Origin of the sequence: Streptomyces litchfieldiae, from assembly GCF_031845365.1 — a bacterium.
Lineage (GTDB): Bacteria > Actinomycetota > Actinomycetes > Streptomycetales > Streptomycetaceae > Streptomyces > Streptomyces litchfieldiae.
In genome coordinates, this window is the sequence record NZ_JAVREL010000005.1 from 39408 (window position 1) to 57675 (window position 18268).

An 18268-nucleotide genomic window follows, 5' to 3' on the forward strand; every position below is an offset into this window, starting at 1 on the left:
TTCACTCCGGCCGGAGGCAGGGTCCAAATGTCACAAGGATGTACAGAGTTGAGGACGGTCCGGGTCAGGACGGGGTGGCCAGGAGGAGTGCGAAGCGGTTCTGGGGGTCGGTCCACCAGTGGGTGGTGGCCAGGCCGGCGCGGGTCAGTTCCTCGGTCAGGGGGTCTCGGCGGAACTTCGTCGAGATCTCCGTGCGCAGGTCCTCGCCTCGGGTGAAGTCCGTGGCCAGGTCGAGGGCGGGGACGTGGACCGTGTGGCTCACGCGGGCGCGCAGGCGCATCTCCATGCGCTCCTCCTCGGCGTTCCACACCGCCTTGTGGTCGAACGCGCCGGGGTCGAAGTCGGCGTCGAGTTCGCGGTTGAGCATCCGCAGCACGTTCTTGTTGAACGCCGCCGTCACGCCCTGGTCGTCGTCGTAGGCGCGGATCATGGTGGCCGGTTCCTTGACGAGGTCGGCGCCGAGCAGCAGGGCGTCGCCCTCGCCGGTGAGGCCGGCGCGGACGCGGGCGAGGAAGGCGGCGCGCTGTTCGGTGTCGAGGTTGCCGATCGTGGAGCCGAGGAACGCGATCAGGCGGGGGCTCGCGCCGGGCAGCGGGAGGTCCGTTTCGAAGTCGGTGACGGTGCCGGAGACGCGCAGGTCGGGGTAGTCGCGGCAGAGCGTCTCGGCGGCGTCGTCGAGGGCGGTGTCGCTGACGTCCACGGGCGCGTAGAGCTTGAGGGTGCCCGCGGCGGTCAGGGCGTCGAGGAGGAGGCGGGTCTTCCGGGAGGAGCCGGAGCCGAGTTCGACGAGGGTATGGGCGCCGGTGGCCTCGGCTATCTCGTCGGCGTGGGCGCGCAGAATCATGAGTTCGGCCCGGGTCAGGTAGTACTCGGGCAGCCGCGTGATGCGGTCGAAGAGCACGCTGCCGTGCTCGTCGTAGAACCACTTGGGCGGCAGGATCCGGGGGCGTTCGGTGAGCGCCGTCGCGGCGTCCTCGCGCAGGGCGCGGGTGAAGTGGTCGGCGGGCAGGCGGTGTTCGATGGTGAGACGCATGGGGGGCTTCCTTCCGTGGAGGGTCACAGGGGGGCTATCTCGGCGGTGTGGCGGGTGGCCAGGAGCAGGGAGTGGTCGGGGACCTCCTGCCAGCCGGGCTCGTCGGTGTCGGGGCTGGAGGCGACGGTCACCTCGCGGCCGGCCGGGCGGTACCAGAGGGTGTCGCCGTGGCGGGTGGCGGCGATGGAGTTGCCGTCGGTGAGCAGGAAGTTGAGGCGGGCGGCGGGCCGGGCGGCCAGGGTGCGGCGGGCGACGTCGGCCAGCGCCTCGCCGGGGGAACGGCCGGCGGTCAGTCGGCGGCCGGCCATGATCCACAGGAGGGCGGAGTCGCTGTGGGCCTCCATGCCGAGGAGTTCGGCGGCGGTCAGCGGCTCGCCGGTGTCGGCGGGCAGCAGGTCCCAGCGGTCGACGGCCCCGTTGTGGCTGAACAGCCAGCGCCCCAGGGCGAACGGCGCGGCGGCGGACTCGTCGTGGCTGGTGCCGGGGGTGGCGGAGCGGACGGCGGCGAGGACGGCGCCGCTGGAGATGACGGCGGCCAGGCCCGGCAGGTTGGCGTCGGCCCAGATCGGCACGGCGCGGCGGTAACGGACCGGGCCGGCGCCGTCGTCGGGCGGGTACCAGCCGATGCCGAAGCCGTCGGCGTTGACCGTCGGGGTGTAGGACTGCTCGTAGAGGCTGTGCGGCGGCGCGGTGAGCAGCTCGGCCAGCGGGCGGGGCGGGCCGAGGTAGGCGAGGTGGCGGCACATCAGGCGGGCTCCGCGCCGCGGCAGGTGCGGAAGCCGGCGAAGATCTGGCGCCGGACGGGGAAGTCCCAGTTGCGGAAGGTGGCGCGGCAGGCGACGGCGTCGGTGGCGAACGAGCCGCCGCGCAGCACCTTGTAGAGGTCGCCGAAGAACACCTCGCTGTACTCGCGGTAGGGGTGGGCGGTGAAGCCCGGGTAGCCGGCGAAGTCGGTGGCGGTCCACTCCCAGACGTCGCCGAGCAGTTGGCGCGCGCCGCAGGGCGCCGCGCCGTCCGGGTAGGAGCCGGCGGGGGCGGGCTGGAGGTGGTGCTGGCCAAGGTTGGCGTGGCCGGGGCCGGGCGGGGCGTCGCCCCAGGGGTGGCGCAGGGACCGGCCGCTGGCCGGGTCGTGCCGGGCGGCCTTCTCCCACTCGGCCTCGGTGGGCAGCCGCCGGTCGGCCCAGCGGGCGTAGGCGTCGGCCTCGTACCAGCTCACGTGCACGACGGGTTCGGCGGGCGGCAGCGGCTCGGTGCGGCCGAACCGGCGGCGCAGCCACGTGCGGCCGTCGCGCCGCCAGAACGCGGGCGCGGTGTGGCCGCAGCGCTTGCGGTGCAGCCAGCCCTCGGGCTGCCACCAGCGCGGGTCCTCGTAGCCGCCGTCGGCGATGAAGTCCTGGTAGGCGGCGTTGGTGACCGGCGTGGTGTCCAGCCAGAACGCGGGGACGTCGACGGTGTGCGCGGGCCGTTCGTTGTCCAGCGCCCAGGGGTCAGTGTCGGTGCCCATGGTGAACGGGCCGCCGGGGACGAGGACTTCGGGGGGCAGCGGGTCGCCGGGGGCGGGCGGCGGGGTGGGGGCGTCCAGCACGGCGGGGCCGCGCCGCAACTGGTGGGTGGCGAGCATCGTCTCGTCGTGCTGCTGCTCGTGCTGGGCGACCATGCCGAAGAGGAAGCCGTCGCCAGGGTGCGGGATGGCGGCGAGGACGTCGAGGGCCTGGTCGCGGACGTCGGCGAGGTAGCGGCGGGCCTCGTCGGGGGCGAGCAGCGGCAGCGCGGTGCGGTCGGCGCGCGGGTGGCGGAACGCGTCGTAGAGCGCGTCGAGTTGGGGGCGCAGCGCGGGCCGGCCGCCGGCGCGGCGGATCAGCCAGATCTCCTCCTGGTTGCCGATGTGGGCCATGTCCCAGACGAGGGGCGACATCAACGGGGAGTGCTGGGCGGTCAGTTCGGCGTCGGGCAGACAGTCGGTGAGCGCGAGGGTGCGGCGGCGGGCGGTGGACAGGGCCACCCGGGCGCGTTCCCGGACGGGGACGGTGGTGGCTTCCGGGGCGAGCGTGTTCTCACTCATCGCCTGACTCCTTCGAGCTGGTCGTCGGCGGGGCACCGGCCGCGTTCCGCGTAGCGGCCGGCGAAGTCGGCAACGGCGCGCCGCAGCCCGGCGCAGGCGGGGTCGCGGGCGAGGGCGGATTCGGCGGCGGCGAAACAGGCGCGGGCGGCGGCGGCCAGGGCCGGGTCGGCGGGGCCGAGGCGGGCGGCGCGCAGCCAGAGGTCGGCGCGGGGCAGCGGCCGGCCGCCGGTCAGGGGCTCGGTGGCGGCGAACGCGGCGTCGGCGGCGGCCGGGTCGTCCAGCAGGGTGCGGACGAGGGCGACGGGAACGGCCCAGTCGTCGCCGGGCTGGGCGTCGATCATGCGCAGTTCCAGCCAGCCCCGGGGCCGGATGGGCGGGAAGAGGGTGCCGAGGTGGTAGTCGAGGTCGGCGAGCCGGGGCGGGCGTTCGCCGAACGGGCCGCGCAGCCAGCCGCGGAACGTCCGGCCGGGGGGCGCGGACCAGGTGGCGGGCGGCGTGCGGCGCACGCACAGCAGGGGCGCGTCGAGCGCGTACCGGGCCCAGGCGGTCCGAGGGTCGGCGGTGCCGTCGGCCTCCGGCGGGCGGGTGCGGCCGGGGTCGATGCGGGCCCACAGCGCCTGCCGGGTGGAGACCCAGCCGGTGGGTCTGCCGCGCCACAGCGGGGAGTTGGCGAACGCGGCGACGAGGACGGGGCCGAGGCGGTGGGCGAGGAGCCAGCGGCGGCGGTAGCCGGTGATGCCGTCGGTCTCGTCGCCGGCGTCGACGCTGATCTGGACCGAGGCGGTGGCGCGCATCATGACGCGGCCGGCGGGCCCGAAGCGGTCGAAGTAGGACTCCATGGCCCGGTAGCGCGGGTGGTCCACCATCCGGGGCGGCGCGTGGTGCGGGTCCAGGCCGAGGCCGACGGCGGCCAGGCCCGCGTCGGCCAGCGCCGCGCGGAGCCGGGCCAGGTCGGCGCCGGCGGCGGCCACGCAGGCGGCCAGCGAGGGGGCGGGGCTGCTGCTCAGCTCGACCTGGCCGCCGGGTTCGCGGGTGATGCGCCCGCCGCCGGGCAGGGCGCCGGGCTCGGCGAGCGGGGCGAGGGCGGCGTCCAGCGCCCCGGGCGTGGGCAGCCGCCCGGGGTCGCGGGCGTCGCGGACGAGCCACTCCAGTTCGACGCCGGTGCGCACGGGCGGTCCGGTGGCGAAGCAGGCGGCGCCGACGTGGGCCTCGGCCTCCCGTTCTCCGAGTTCCGGCGCCATACCGCCGCCCTCCTTCACCGATGCGTCCGATGGGCCCGGAATGTCCGGGTGGCATCGGATTCACGGTAAGGCGGCCGGTGGCGGCGCGCTCCGGCTATGCCGCCAGTCGGCGCACAGCCAGCTCCGCGTAGAGGGCGGCGCCGTCGGCGAGAACGGCCTCGTCGAAGGCGGCCAGCGGCGAGTGGTTGGCCGGAGCCGTCTCCGGGTCGGCACCCGGAGGAGTGGCCCCGAGGAAGATCATCGCGCCCGGCACCTCGTCGACCACGCGCGAGAAGTCCTCCGAGCCGAGGATCGGGTTCTCCATGCCCTCGTACCGCTCCTCGCCGTGCACCTCGCGCACGGTGTCGGCGGCGAACGCGACCTCCGCCGCGTCGTTGACGGTGACCGGGTACTGCTCGGTGAACCGCGCGTCCACGCTCAGCCCGTGCGCCGCCGCGATGCCCTCGCAGACGGCGACCGTGCCCTCGCGCAGCCGGTCGCGGGCCTCGTCGGAGAAGCTGCGGACGGTCGCGGTGAACGTCGCGGAGTCGGGGATGATGTTCGACTGCGTGCCCGCGTGGAAGGCGCCGACCGTCAGGATGACCGGGTCGAAGACGTCGAAGCTGCGGGTGACCCAGGTCTGGAGCGCGGTCACCATCTCGCAGGCCGCGGGTATCGGGTCCTTGGCGCGGTGCGGCGCGGAGCCGTGCCCGCCCGCGCCGTTGACCGTGACGTCCAGCACGCTGGAGGCGGCCATCGCCGGGCCGCCGCGCGCCGTGAAGACGCCCGACCGCCAGGTGTGGCAGACCACGTGGAGGGCGTACGCCGCGACCGGGCGCTCCTCCGTGGCGTCGAGCAGGCCCTCGGCGAGCATGTGCCCGGCGCCGTTGAAGCCCTCCTCGCCGGGCTGGAACATGAACAGCACGTTCCCCGCCAGTGCCTCCCGCCGCCCGGCCAGCAGTTGCGCGGCGCCGGCCAGCATGGCGGTGTGCAGGTCGTGGCCGCAGGCGTGCATCCGGCCGTCGGCGGCGGCGAACGGCAGCCCGGTGCGTTCGGCGACGGGCAGCGCGTCCATGTCTCCGCGCAGCAGCACGGTCGGGCCGGGGCGCGCGCCGCGCAGGACGGCGGTCACGGAGGTCAGGCTCCGCCCGGTGGTGATCTCCAGGGGCAGCCCGTCGAGGGCGGCGAGGACCTTCTCCTGGGTGCGGGGAAGCTGGAGCCCCACCTCGGGAACGGCGTGCAGGTCGCGGCGGAGCCGGACGAGGTCGTCGGACAAGGATGTGGCGTCGTCGAGGAGATTCATGGTGCGCGAGTCCTTCCGCGGTCATGCCGGTGTGACTTCGGTGCGTTACGGCGTGCGGGGCGGGCCATCGGCGGTGATGACGGGGGTGAGGATCGTGGCGTTGCCCTCGGGCTGGGTGGCGGCCTTGCCGGCGCTGTCGCTGACCCTGATCAGCAGGGCCACCAGCAGCCAGTTGGCCACGGTGGAGGAGCCGCCCTGGGCGAGGAACGGCAGCGCCTTGCCGGTGAGCGGGATGAGACCGGTGACGCCGCCGGAGACGATGAAGACCTGGAGCGCGACAACGACCGACAGGCCCGCGGCCAGCAGCTTGCCGAACGGGTCGGTGACGGACAGGGCGGCGCTCAGCCCGCGCTGGATGAGCAGCCCGTAGAGCAGGAGAACGAGCGTCACCCCGGCCAGGCCCAGCTCCTCGCCGACGGTGGCGAGGATGAAGTCGCTGCGGCCGGCGAACCCGACCAGGTAGGAGTGGCCCTCGCCCAGCCCGGTGCCGGTGAGGTCGCCGGCGCCGAAGCTGAACAGCGCCTGCGCGGACTGGTCGGAGATCAGGCCGGGGGGCCGCTGCTCCGGGGGCAGGAAGATCGCCATCGGGTCCAGCCACGCCTGGACGCGGCCCTTGACGTGCTGCTGGGTGGCGGCGACGACCACGGTGCCCAGGACGGCCATCAGCCCGCCGAGCAGGACCCAGCTCGTGCGTTGGGTGGCGATGTAGAGCATGAAGATGAACACGCCGAAGAAGATCAGCGAGGTGCCCAGGTCGCGTTCGTAGAAGAGGACGACGAGGCTGACGGCCCACACCAGCAGCACCGGGCCGGCGTTGCGGCCGCGGGGCAGGGCCAGGCCGAGGACACGGCGGCCGGCGAGGGCGAGGGCGTCGCGGTTGGCCATGAGATAGCTGGCGAAGAACACCACGATCATGACCTTGACGAACTCGCCCGGCTGGACGGAGAGCGGCCCGACGTTGATCCAGCGCTTGGCGCCGAACTGGTCGGCGCCGAAGAACGCTGGGGCCATCAGCAGCAGCATCGCCACGGCCATGCCGAGATAGGTGTAGCGCTGGAGGACGCGGTGGTGGCGCAGGAGGACGAGGGTGGCGATGAGCAGCCCGACGCCGACCAGCGTCCAGGTGACCTGGTCGGGGGCGGCGGGCGCGGACTGGTAGTTGTCCGGCGGGTAGTGCTCGGCGTAGGCGTGGTCCAGCCGGTCGAGCAGGACCAGGCCGAGCCCGCTGAGCAGGACCGTGATGGGCAGGATCAACGGGTCGGCGTGCCGGGCGAAGCGGCGGACCGCGAGGTGGGCGGCCAGGGCGAGCGCGCCGAGGCCCGCGGTGTGGCCGAGGAACCCGGACGGCACCTTCTCGTACATGGCCAGGCCCGCGGCGGCGTGACCGAAGGCGACGACGGCGATCGCGAAGACGACGAGGGCCAGCTCGGTGTTCCGGCGGTGCGCGATCCAGTCGGCGACGACCGACCGGTCCCGCCCCCTGTCCCTGGCCATGTGCGCTCCGCCCCCTGCCCCGTCCCTGCCCCCGTGGACGGGGGTCCCCCGCCCGCGGGGGAGGCTGCTGCCACGGGAAACCTACCCGCGACAGGGCGTGCCCGTCATCAGGGAAGTCCCGGTATCGCCGCAGGCGCGGGGCGGGCGGAGCGGGCACCGGGCGGGCACTGGGCATGGCCGCGGGAGGGCGCGGGTACCCGGACGCAACTAACGAAGCGTCCCGTTCGTCTTCAGGGATGTGGGGAGAGATGTCCCGCATGATCCCGCGCGAGCGCATGTGGCCGTGCAGGGTACTGCATCGCCGGGAAAAAGATGCACGGCTTGGGAATTCTGTCCGGATTCCCGTCGTTGATTCGTTACGGATGTGGGAGCAAGGGGGCGCCCGATCCGGTTCGCAAGGACCACGTTGATCACTTCGCAAGGGAGCACGTATGGCAACCCGTGCCGTCGCCCGGCGTCCGGACACCGATGACAGTGTCGAAACGGCGGGCAGTGTCCGGTCCAGCGCAGGCAGCGATGCCACGGAGCGCGACCTCGTCGGCATGTATCTGGACGAGATAGCCCGCACGCCGCTGCTGGACGCGGCCAAGGAGGTCGAGCTGTCGCTCACCATCGAGGCCGGCCTGTACGCGGAGCGCATCCTGGCGGGCGAGGAGGAGCCGGCGCCCGGTGGCGCCGCGGCCGCGGCCTCGCGGGAGGAGCTTCAGGCACTGGTGGAGGCCGGTGAGCGCGCCAAGGACGCGTTCATCCGGGCCAACCTGCGCCTTGTCGTCGCCGTGGCCCGCCGCTATCCGCGCAGTGGACTCCCGCTGCTCGACCTGATCCAGGAGGGCAACGCCGGCCTGGTCCGGGCCGTGGAGAAGTTCGACTACAGCAAGGGGTTCAAGTTCTCGACGTACGCGACCTGGTGGATCCGGCAGGCCATCACACGGTCCATCGCCGACCAGTCGCGCACGATCCGGCTGCCCGTCCACCTGGTCGAGGAGCTGGGCCGGATCCGGCGCGTGCAGCGCGAGTTCAACCGCGAGCACGGCCGTGACCCGGAGCCCGCCGAGATGGCCGCGGAGCTCGGCTCGTCGCCCGAGCGGATCCAGGACGTGCTGGACTGGGCGCGCGACCCGGTCAGTCTGAACATGGCGGTCGACGACGAGGGCGAGACCCAGTTCGGCGACCTCCTGGAGGACACCTCGGCGGCCTCGCCGGAGCAGTCGGTGATGGTGATGATGCGCCGGGAGGGCCTGGAGGACCTGATCGGCCGGCTCGACGATCGCACCGCGGCCATCATCCGGGCGCGGTACGGCATCGAGGACGGGCGTGAGCGCACGCTCACCGAGGTGGGCAAGCAGCACGGTCTCACCCGGGAGCGGATCCGGCAGATCGAGAAGCACGCCCTGCTGGAGCTGAAGCGCATGGCCAGCGACTCGGGCTTCGACGCGGCGGCCTGACCGCGCGCCGCCCGAGGCGGCACCACCGCTCACACCGACGACCACCACACAGCTGAATACGCCGGGCCCCGGCCGCCGTTGGCGGCACCGGGGCCCTCGGCTGTCCGGATCCGGACGGCTCGCGTCGAATGTGACGCGGAACACAACGCGTCGCGAAATATCCGGGGACGCCTTCTCCGTTTTGAAGGGGTGTCCAGCCAAGCGGGGAGCCAATCCCCGGTTGTTCATCCCGGCGCCGCCAGGCGTTCAGACCCTCGGAGCCCCACCGTGAGCACCACGTCCCCGGCCCCCCGGACCCGGTTGCGCGCCGACGCCGTCCGCAACCGCGAACGGATCCTGGCCGCCGCCCGTGAAGCGATCGTCGAGCACGGGCCGCTGGCCCCGCTCGATGAAATCGCTCGACGGGCGGGGGTGGGAAATGCCACGCTGTACCGGCATTTTCCCGACCGGGAGTCCCTGCTGTTCCACGTGCTGCTCTACGTGAACCAGCGCATCATCGAACGGGCCCAAGCGGCCCTGGAGGCCGAGCATGATCCCTTCGAGGCCCTGCGCCGCATGGTCCTCGACTCCTCGGAGGAACGGATCGGCGGCCTCTGCCCCATGCTGGGGTTCGGCATCGACCCGGAGGACCCACGTCTCGTGGCCAGCCGGGAGCGCATGCACCAGGTGACCCAGCAACTGATCGACCGGGCGCACGAGTCCGGCCAGTTGCGCCGGGATATCGGGTCGGGCGACCTCCTCGTCGCCGTGGCACTCCTGACCCTTCCGGTACCGGGGACCCGCTCCGGCGGAGCGGGCACGACGGCCCGGCGCAATCTCCAGATCTTTCTGGACGGCCTGCGCACTCCCGCCCGCAGTGAGCTCCCCGGCAAGGCGACCAGTTTGGAAGACCTCAAGGACGAGTTCTGCTCATGACTGCCTGATCGGCGCCGCCCGCGGCGCTGAGTTTGTCCCTTCTGTCGAGTCCTCCCTCTCGAACAGTCTTCGCCCATCCAAGGCACAACCCGACGTGAGGTATTAGCACCCATGCCACCGGAAACCGCCGTGAGCACGTCTCACAGCGCTCTCGACCCCAAGCGCTGGCAAGCGCTGGTCTTCATCTCTCTGGCGCAGCTGATGGTGGTGGTCGACGCCACCATCGTGAACATCGCCCTGCCCTCGGCCCAGGCCGACCTCGACATATCCGACGGCAACCGGCAGTGGGTCATCACGGCCTACGCCCTCGCCTTCGGTGGGTTGCTGCTGTTCGGTGGCCGGGTGGCGGACCTGTGGGGCCGCCGCCGCGCCTTCATCATCGGCCTGGTCGGCTTCGCCCTCGCCTCCGCGATCGGCGGCGCCGCGCAGAACGAGGCCATGCTCTACGCCTCCCGCGCCCTCCAGGGCGTCTTCGGCGCACTCCTCGCGCCCGCCGCGCTCTCGCTGCTGACGGTGCTCTTCACCGACGTCAAGGAGCGCGCCAAGGCGTTCGGCATCTTCGGTGCCATCGCCGGTGCCGGCGCCGCCGTGGGCCTGCTGCTCGGCGGCTCGCTCACCGACTACCTGGACTGGCGCTGGACCTTCTTCGTCAACATCCCGTTCGCCGGCATCGCCGCCCTCGGCGCGTGGCTGGTCATCCGGGAGCCCGCGGAGAGCCGCAACCGCTCCACCCTGGACATCCCCGGCGTGGTTCTCGGTTCACTCGGCCTGGTCGCGCTCGTCTACGGCTTCGCCCGCGCCGAGCACGAGGACTGGACCGAGTCGATCACCGTGCTGATGTTCGTCGCGGCCGCGGTGTTGCTGACGGCGTTCGTCATCGTCGAGGCCAAGGTCAAGTCCCCGCTGCTGCCGCTGCGGGTGGTCACCGACCGCAACCGTGGTGGCGCCTACGCCTCGCTGGGCCTGGCCATGATCGGAATGTTCGGTCTCTTCCTGTTCCTGACCTACTACCTCCAGATCGTGCGCGGGTACTCGCCGGTCAAGACCGGTGTGGCCTTCCTGCCGATGGTGGCGGGCATGATCATCGGCTCTACCATGATCGGTACCCGCCTGGTGACCCGGGTCCCGCCGCGGGTCCTGATGGTGCCCGGCTTCCTGGTCGCCGCGGTGGGCATGCTGATGCTGACCCAGCTCAGCCTGGACACCTCCTACCTCGGGATGATCGTGCCGGCGCAGGTGCTGCTGGGCCTCGGCCTGGGCACGGCCTTCATGCCGGGCATGAGCCTGGCCACCGAGCGGGTCAAGCCGACGGACGCGGGCGTCGCCTCCGCCATGGTGAACGTCTCGCAGCAGGTCGGCGGCGCGATCGGCACCGCCCTGCTGAACACCATCGCGGCCAGCGCCACCACGTCGTACTTCAACGACCACGTGGCCGGTTCGACCAACGAGCAGTTGCTGACGTTCAGCGCGATGGTCGAGGGCTACACCTCCGCGATCTGGTGGGCGTTCTTCATCCTGCTGGGCGCCGCCGCCATCGCCGCCCTGCTGATCAACAGCAAGGGCAACCAGGGTCCGGCCACCTCCGGCGAGGGCGCCGGCGACGGCCAGCCCGTCCCGGTGATGGTGCACTGAGCCACCGCACGACCGGCACCACCCGCGCCCGGCCCCTCACGGCACTTCCGCCGCGAGGGGCCGGCGCTTTTCGCATGTGTTTCCGTTTCCGTTTCCGAATGTGTTTACTTGCCGCACATCCGGGCGTAGCATCCGACCTTATCCACAGAGTCGGGCACGGAACGGACACAAACACAGATGTACGCACCGGAGCGGCAGCAGGCGATCCTCCGGCTCGCCCGGGAACGGGGACGAGTCGAGGTCCCCGCCCTGGCCGACGAGTTCGAGGTGACCGCGGAAACGGTCCGCCGGGACCTGAAGACCCTGGTCACGGCCGGCGTGCTGCGCCGCGTGCACGGCGGTGCCATACCCGTGGGCCGGCTGGATTTCGAGCCCGACCTCAGCGAGCGCGAGACCACGGCCGTGGCCGAGAAGGAACGGATCGCCCGCGCCGCTCTGGACCTGCTCCCCGACGAGGGCAGCGTCATCCTCGACGCGGGCACGACCACCGCGGCGCTGGCCGCCGCCCTCCCGCTGGACGCCGCGTTCACCGTCGTCACCCACGCCCTGCCGCTGGCCGCCCGGCTCGCCGACCACCCCGGGATCGACCTGCATGTCGTCGGCGGCCGGGTCCGCCACCGCACCCGGGCCGCGGTGGACGCCTGGGCCCTGCGCACCTACGGCGAGATCACCGCCGACGTGGTCTTCCTGGCCACCAACGGGTTCGGCCCCGACTCCGGCCTGACCACCCCCGATCTGGCCGAGGCCGCGGTCAAGCGCGCCCTGATGTCCGCCGCGCGGCGGGTCGTTCTGCTGGCCGACTCGGGCAAGTTCGGGCAGGAGCACTTCGCCCGGTTCGGCGCCCTGGGCCAGGTGGATCTGCTGATCACCGACGCGGGGCTGGCACCGGCCGACGCCCGCGCCGTCGAGGCGGCCGGACCGGAGGTGCGACGCGCGTGATCCTCACCGTCACCCCCAACCCCAGCCTGGACCGGACCTATGAGATCCCGGCGCTGACCAGGGGCGCGGTGCTGCGCGCGAGCGCCGACCGCGTGGACCCGGGCGGCAAGGGCGTCAACGTCTCGCGCGCCGTGGCCGCCGCCGGGCACCGCACCACCGCGGTGCTGCCGCTGGGCGGGCCCGAGGGCGCGCTGCTCGACCGGCTGCTGACCGGGCTGGGCATCGAGGTGGCCGCCGTGCCCGTGGCCGGCCGGACCCGGGTCAACGTCTCCGCCGCCGAGCCGGACGGGACCCTCACCAAGCTCAACGCCGCCGGGCCCGAACTGACCGCCGCCGAGGCCGAGTCGCTGCTGGACACCGCGGTGCGGCACGCCGCGACCGCCGACTGGACCGTGTGCTGCGGCAGCCTGCCGGGCGGCCTCGGCCCGGACTGGTACGCCGAGCTCGTCGCCCGCGTCCACCGGGCCGGCGCGCGGATCGCCCTGGACACCTCGGGCCCCGCGCTCACCCGCGCGCTGCCGCTCGGACCCGAGGTGATCAAGCCCAACACCGACGAACTCGCCACCGCCGTGGGCCGGGAGCTGACCACCGTCGGGGACGCCGCCAAGGCCGCCGAGGAACTGCGGGCGGCCGGCGCCCGCGCCGTGCTCGCCAGCCTGGGCGCGGCCGGGCAGTTGCTGGTGGACGACACCGGCACCCACTTCGGCACCGCGCCGGTGGCCGTCGTGCGCAGCGACGTCGGCGCGGGCGACGCCTCGCTCGCCGGGTTCCTCACCGCGGGCGGGCGGGGGCCCGGGGCGCTCGCCGCCGCCCTCGCGCACGGTGCCGCCGCCGTCCAACTGCCGGGCAGTTCCATGCCCGCACCCGCCGACCTGCGTCCGGAATCGGTGACCGTCACCGCCGATCCGCCGCTCGACCTTCCCCTGAGAACCCTGGGAGCCGTGTGATGAGCAAGCTGATCAGCGCGGACCTGGTCGACCTCGACCTGTCCGCCACCACCAAGGAAGCCGCCGCCCGAGCGCTCGCCGAGCGCATGGCCGCCGCCGGACGGGTCACCGACCTCGACGGGTTCCTCGCGGATGTCGCGGCCCGCGAGGAGCAGATGCCCACCGGCCTGGAGGGCGGCATCGGCATCCCGCACTGCCGCAGTGCCCATGTCACCGAGCCGACGCTGGCCTTCGGGCGCAGCGGCGGGGGGATCGACTTCGGAGCCGACGACGGGCCGGCGGACCTGATATTCCTCATCGCGGCCCCGGCCGGGGGCGACCGCGACCATCTGTCGATCCTCTCGGGCCTGGCCCGGGACCTGATGAACCCCGAGTTCACCGGGGCGCTGCGCGCCGAGACCGACCCGGCCCGGGCCGCCGCGCTGCTGGGCGGCGACGAGCCGGAGGCGAACGGCGCGGAGGCGGCCGCGTCCGACACCGCCGCGTCGGAGACGGCCTCGCCGGACGACGGCGGGGAGCCGTTCCGCATCGTGGCGGTCACCTCCTGCCCCACCGGGATCGCGCACACCTATCTGGCGGCCGAGTCGCTTCAGCGGGCGGCGCGCGAGGCGGGCGTCGAGATCGCGGTCGAACCGCAGGGGTCGGCCGGGTTCGACCGGCTGGCGCCGGACGTCATCGCCGCCGCCGACGCGGTGATCCTCGCGCACGACGTCGAGGTGCGGGAGAAGGCGCGGTTCGGCGGCAAGCCGACCGTGGACGTCGGCGTGAAGGCCGCCGTCAACCGCCCCGGCGAACTGATCGCCCAGGCCCGTGAGAAGGCCGCCCGGGGCGAGGTCACCGCTGCGGTGCCGACCGCCCCCATGGACCGGCACGGCGAGCCCGGCGACCACTTCGGCACCCGGCTGCGCAAGTGGCTGATGACCGGCGTCAGTTACATGGTGCCGTTCGTCGCCGCCGGCGGTCTGCTGATCGCGCTGGCCTTCGCCATCGGCGGCTACGAGATCAACCAGGCCCCCGCCGTGGCCGACCACTTCGGGTGGACGGAGGCCGACAGTTGGGCGGCCCTGCTCTTCCAGATCGGCGGCACCTCCTTCGGCTTCCTGGTGCCCGTGCTGGCCGGCTACATCGCGTTCGGCATGGCCGACCGGCCCGGACTCGTGCCCGGCTTCGTGGGCGGCGCGATCGCCGTCACCATCGAGGCCGGCTTCCTCGGCGGCCTGGCCGCGGGTCTGCTGGCCGGCGCGGTGGTGATGGCCATCCAGCGCGTCGACGTCCCGCCGGTGCTGCGCGGCATCATGCCGGTCGTCGTGATCCCGCTGATCTCCTCGGCCGTCGTCGGCTTCCTGATGTTCATCGTGATCGGCAAGCCCATCGCCGAGGCGCAGTCCGGACTGACCGACTGGCTGGGCGAGTTGAGCGGCACCAACGCCGTGCTGCTGGGCGTGCTCCTCGGCCTGATGATGTGCTTCGACCTGGGCGGCCCGGTCAACAAGGTGGCCTACGCCTTCGCCACCGGTGGCATCGCCGTCGCCGACCCCAGCCGGACCGCGCTGGAGATCATGGCCACGGTGATGGCCGCGGGCATGGTCCCGCCGCTGGGCATGGCCCTGGCCACGACCGTCCGCGGCCGGCTGTTCACCTCGGCGGAGAAGGAGAACGGGAAGGCCGCCTGGGTGCTGGGCGCCTCGTTCATCACCGAGGGCGCCATCCCGTTCGCCGCGGCCGACCCGCTGCGCGTCATCCCCTCGGCGATGGCGGGCGGGGCCGTCACCGGCGCACTGACGATGGCCTTCGGCAGCACACTGCGCGCCCCGCACGGCGGCATCTTCGTGGTGCCGCTGATCGGCAGCCCGATCCCCTACCTCATCGCCATCGCCGCCGGCACCGCGGTGACCGCCGCCCTGGTGGTGGTGCTCAAGGGCAGCCGCCGGCCGGGCCCGGCGGCGGACGCCGCCGCCCGCCCCACCGAGCCGGCCGCCGCGCTTGCCGGTCCCCCGGCCGCGACGCGAGGATGAGATCGCCGGTGCCCCCGGACGCGCGAGGCCGCTCCGGGGTCACCGGTCGCCGTACAGGTCCCGGTAGGCCGGGAACACCCCGCCCGGCGTGTCCACGCTCTCGGCCGCCAGCACGCCCTTGACGACCGCGCGGGCCAGCACGTCCGCGCCCGCCGTCAGCAGCTCGTTGAACGCGAGCGCCGACTCCACCGGAGTGGGGCCCGACGGCCCCGGCCGCCCGCCCGTGGCCAGCGCGAACACCGTGTCGCCGTCAGTCATCAGATGCGCCGGCCGGACCGCGCGCGCCAGCCCGTCGTGCGCCGTCCCCGCCAGCTTCTGCGCCTGCGCCGGGGACAGCGCCGCGTCGGTGGCCACCACGGCCAGCGTCGTGTTCAACGGGGGCCGCTCGGCCGTGACCGCCCTGCGTACCGTCTCCCGCCGCGCGGCGGCCAGCCGGCGGACGGCCTCGGCGTGCCGCTCCGGCTCCGGCGGCACCCGGCCCGGCCCCGCGCCGAAGAGCGCGCCCGAGGCGGGATCCACCGGCGAACCGCCCGCGTTGACCGCGGTCAGCGCGGCGACCGTCACCCCGGAGGGCAGGACCGCGCTGGCCGTGCCGACCCCGCCCTTGAACCCCCCGGCCTTGGCGCCCGTGCCGGCCCCGACGTTCCCCTCGGGGATCGCCGCGCCCGGGCCCCGGGCCGCCGCGTCCTCGGCCGCCGCCCGGCCCAGCGCGGCACCGGGCCGCGCCCGCCAGTCGCCACCCCGGCCGAGGTCGAACAGGACGGCCGCCGGCACGATGGGCACCACCTGCGCCGGATCCGGCCCGATCCGGAAGCCCCGGCCGCGCTCCTCCAGCCAGCCGACCACGCCGGAGGCGGAGTCGAGCCCGAACGCGCTGCCGCCGGTGAGCACGACGGCGTCGATGTGCTCCACCAGGTTCCGCGGGTCGAGCACGTCGGTCTCCCGCGTGCCCGGGCCGCCGCCGCGCACGTCCACCGCCGCCACCGCCCCGCCGCCGTCCGGCGTCAGGACCACCGTCACCCCGGTCAGCCAGCCGTCCCCGACGCGCTGGGCGTGCCCGACGCGCAGTCCCGCGACATCTGTGAGCGCGTCGAGCGGCCCCGCACGGCCGGGCGATATGTCGTCGTCCATGACACATGCGTACCACGCGTCCCCGGCGAACCGCCCACGTACAGCGGACGTTTATCGTTCGTCAATCGCCGGCGGCAAAGCTGCGGGGCATGGCGGGAGATCACGGCGGCCCGGGAGATCACGGCGGCCGGTACGGCGGCTTCGGACCGGCCGATGTGCTCAGCCACGCGCAACTGCTGCGCGAGGGCGAGCGCGCGGCCGGTGCCCTGGCCCGTCTCGGCGTGCGCGCGGGCGATCCGCTGCCCGTGCTGCTGCCGATGTGTCTGGAGTCCGTGGTGGTGACGCTGGCGTGCGTCCGCCTGTCCGTGCTGCGCGTCTCGCTGACGCTGGGGACCCACCCCCGGCTGCTGCGCGAGCGTATCCGCGGCTCGGGGGCGCGGGTCGTGGTCACCGCGGACTCCTGCCAGGCCGACGGCCGGGCCATCGGGGTGAAGGCCGCGCTGGACCGGGCGCTGACCGGCTGCCCCGAGGTGGAGACGGTGCTGGTCGTGCCGCAGCTCGCCCGGCCCGTGCCCTGGCACCCCGGCCGCGACCGGTGGTGGCACGAGGCGCTGGCCGCCGGGACGCTGCCGCCGCGGCCGTATCCTGGCCAGATGGACAACGACTCGCGACCCGGCCGGCCGCAGCCCGACCCGCTGCGCGGTCTGGTCTTCGACGACCCGCTGGAGCGCGGGTCGTCCGACGACTCCGACCAGGGCTGGGGCGAGGTGCCCCCGGAGGACCCCGGCTCGGCCGATGTGGCCCGCTTCCTCCACGAGAAGCCGCCCCACCACCTCTGAGTCCGGGACCACCAGCTCCGAGCCCACCACCTCTTGGCCCGCCGCCGCAGCGGCGGGCGGATCAGGCACCGTCGGCGGGCCTGTCCAGGGAGGTCTCCGGCGGGCCGGAGCGCTGGGCACCCACCGCCACGGCGCCGTTCCCGCCGGTGCGCTGCGCGATCAGCTCGTCCCGGATCTCGGCGAGCAGATCGAGCTCGGTCATCGTGGGCGGCTGCGCCGGGGCCTTCGCCTCCCGGCGGGCCATGTACCGGGTGATCGGCAGAATCATCAGGAAGTAGACGACGGCGGCCGTGATCAGGAAGGTCAGCGAGGCGCTGAGCACCGAGCCCCAGCGGATCGGGATGCCGTCCACGACCTGGCCCGCCTCGTTCACCGAGCAGGGGCCGCGCAGGCAGGACTCGTAGGCGTCCAGGTCCTGGGTGCCGAAGGCGCCCACCACCGGGTTGATAATGCCCTCCACCACGGAGTTCACGATGTTGGTGAACGCGGTGCCGACCACGACGGCGACGGCCAGCTCCACCACGTTCCCCCGCATGAGGAACTCCCGGAATCCCCCCAGCGTCTCCTTGACCCCCGCCACGACGCCCTTCCGCTCCTCCGCCACCGCTCCGCCTCTCACCGACTCCGCACTGCCTGAGCCGCTCACGCTGCAACAGGAGCCGAGGAGCTGTCCAATCCGGCGACCACCTTCCGGGGAACGGCGTGACGACCGTCACCATCGGGCCACCGCCAGCTCGGCCGTCGCGGCGGCTCCGGCCAATTCGGCGGCGGTCGCCGGGGACACGGAGAGGACCAGCAGAGCGCCCCCGGTGCCGTCCCCCGGCTCGGCCCGCTTGCCGTCCGGCACCTCGGCGACCCGGGCCCGCCGCGCCACGACCGACGCCGGCCCGGCGGCCTCGCCCTCCGGGGCGGCGCGGGCGGCCAGCACGTCCACCCGGTCCCCGGGCCGCAGCAGCCGCACCGCGGCGGCGTCGGCGATCCGGACCGGGGCGAGCACCCGCTCCGCGGGATCCGCCCGGCCGGCCGCCGGGCCCTCCCGGGCCGCCGGCGCCGCGGCCACCGGATCGTCGGGCTCACCACGGGGCACGAGGACGGCGGCGGCCACGACGGCGAGAGCGGCGGCCAGCACCCGGCGCCGCCGCCGCAGCGCCCGCCGCAGCCGGTGCCGCCCGCCGCGCGGGCGTACCGGCGCGAAGCCGGGCACGGTCGGCCGAGCGGACGGGGACGAAGAGAGAGGCGCGGCCGACGAGGCCGCCCCGGGAACACGAGGAGTGACGACGCGATTCATGGGACCACCGTGCCCGCTCGCGCCGAATCCCGCTGGGCCCTGTGGACAACCCGGCCATTGTGGAA

General features: G+C 74.0%; 16 protein-coding genes. 7 read left to right on the forward strand and 9 right to left on the reverse strand.

Translation table 11 applies throughout. From position 1 onward, the window contains the following. Window positions 1–64: 64 nt before the first annotated feature. The 6 genes from egtD to RM590_RS10820 all read right to left on the reverse strand — a co-directional run bounded on the left by egtD (window position 65) and on the right by RM590_RS10820 (window position 7112). Window positions 65–1033 (reverse strand): L-histidine N(alpha)-methyltransferase, encoded by a 969-nt coding sequence (egtD, locus tag RM590_RS10795; protein WP_311704242.1) that lies wholly within the window; start codon window positions 1031–1033, stop codon window positions 65–67. Between the two features lie 23 nt (window positions 1034–1056). Next, entirely contained in the window at window positions 1057–1779 is a 723-nt protein-coding gene (gene egtC, locus RM590_RS10800) for an ergothioneine biosynthesis protein EgtC (RefSeq protein ID WP_311704243.1), read from the reverse strand. After that, window positions 1779–3095 (reverse strand): ergothioneine biosynthesis protein EgtB, encoded by a 1317-nt coding sequence (gene egtB, locus RM590_RS10805; RefSeq protein WP_311704244.1) that lies wholly within the window; start codon window positions 3093–3095, stop codon window positions 1779–1781. The genes egtC and egtB overlap by 1 nt, the downstream gene beginning before the upstream one ends. Then, entirely contained in the window at window positions 3092–4336 is a 1245-nt protein-coding gene (gene egtA, locus RM590_RS10810; RefSeq protein WP_311704245.1) for an ergothioneine biosynthesis glutamate--cysteine ligase EgtA, read from the reverse strand. Before egtA ends, egtB begins: the two co-directional genes overlap by 4 nt. Before the next feature lie 94 nt (window positions 4337–4430). Continuing rightward, complete coding sequence (locus RM590_RS10815) at window positions 4431–5618, reverse strand: M20 metallopeptidase family protein (RefSeq protein WP_311704246.1); 1188 nt, start codon at window positions 5616–5618, stop codon at window positions 4431–4433. A gap of 45 nt (window positions 5619–5663) precedes the next feature. Next, window positions 5664–7112, reverse strand: coding sequence for an FtsW/RodA/SpoVE family cell cycle protein (locus RM590_RS10820; protein ID WP_311704247.1), 1449 nt, complete (start codon window positions 7110–7112; stop codon window positions 5664–5666). Between the two features lie 431 nt (window positions 7113–7543). Here RM590_RS10820 and RM590_RS10825 point away from each other — a divergent pair, with 431 nt between their 5' ends. The 6 genes from RM590_RS10825 (at window position 7544) to RM590_RS10850 (ending at window position 15005) form a co-directional block, all read left to right on the forward strand. Then, window positions 7544–8557, forward strand: coding sequence for a sigma-70 family RNA polymerase sigma factor (locus tag RM590_RS10825; RefSeq protein ID WP_311704248.1), 1014 nt, complete (start codon window positions 7544–7546; stop codon window positions 8555–8557). A gap of 267 nt (window positions 8558–8824) precedes the next feature. Further along, window positions 8825–9472, forward strand: a complete 648-nt coding sequence (locus RM590_RS10830; RefSeq protein WP_311704249.1) for a TetR/AcrR family transcriptional regulator — start codon at window positions 8825–8827, stop codon at window positions 9470–9472. Window positions 9473–9583: 111 nt separating this feature from the next. Then, window positions 9584–11104 carry an MFS transporter gene (locus tag RM590_RS10835; protein ID WP_311704250.1) on the forward strand — a complete coding sequence of 507 codons (1521 nt, stop codon included), beginning with the start codon at window positions 9584–9586 and terminating at the stop codon, window positions 11102–11104. Between the two features lie 177 nt (window positions 11105–11281). Continuing rightward, window positions 11282–12043 (forward strand): DeoR/GlpR family DNA-binding transcription regulator, encoded by a 762-nt coding sequence (locus RM590_RS10840; RefSeq protein WP_311704251.1) that lies wholly within the window; start codon window positions 11282–11284, stop codon window positions 12041–12043. After that, window positions 12040–12990, forward strand: a complete 951-nt coding sequence (gene pfkB, locus RM590_RS10845) for a 1-phosphofructokinase (RefSeq protein ID WP_311704252.1) — start codon at window positions 12040–12042, stop codon at window positions 12988–12990. The genes RM590_RS10840 and pfkB overlap by 4 nt, the downstream gene beginning before the upstream one ends. Beyond that, complete coding sequence (locus RM590_RS10850) at window positions 12990–15005, forward strand: PTS fructose transporter subunit IIABC (RefSeq protein ID WP_311704253.1); 2016 nt, start codon at window positions 12990–12992, stop codon at window positions 15003–15005. Before pfkB ends, RM590_RS10850 begins: the two co-directional genes overlap by 1 nt. 39 nt (window positions 15006–15044) lie before the next feature. Here the strand turns inward: RM590_RS10850 and RM590_RS10855 are convergent, their stop codons facing one another. Then, window positions 15045–16136 carry a P1 family peptidase gene (locus RM590_RS10855; RefSeq protein ID WP_311704254.1) on the reverse strand — a complete coding sequence of 364 codons (1092 nt, stop codon included), beginning with the start codon at window positions 16134–16136 and terminating at the stop codon, window positions 15045–15047. A gap of 89 nt (window positions 16137–16225) precedes the next feature. Between RM590_RS10855 and RM590_RS10860 the strand changes: the two genes are divergently transcribed. Then, window positions 16226–16915, forward strand: a complete 690-nt coding sequence (locus RM590_RS10860) for an AMP-binding protein (RefSeq protein ID WP_311704255.1) — start codon at window positions 16226–16228, stop codon at window positions 16913–16915. Between the two features lie 61 nt (window positions 16916–16976). Here the strand turns inward: RM590_RS10860 and mscL are convergent, their stop codons facing one another. Both mscL and RM590_RS10870 read right to left on the reverse strand, forming a co-directional pair. Then, window positions 16977–17519, reverse strand: a complete 543-nt coding sequence (mscL, locus tag RM590_RS10865; protein ID WP_394813857.1) for a large conductance mechanosensitive channel protein MscL — start codon at window positions 17517–17519, stop codon at window positions 16977–16979. 108 nt (window positions 17520–17627) lie between these two features. Further along, the gene (locus RM590_RS10870) at window positions 17628–18119 is read right to left on the reverse strand and encodes an RcpC/CpaB family pilus assembly protein (RefSeq protein WP_311704256.1); all 492 of its coding nucleotides are present in this window, start codon (window positions 18117–18119) and stop codon (window positions 17628–17630) included. Between the last annotated feature and the right edge of the window lie 149 nt (window positions 18120–18268).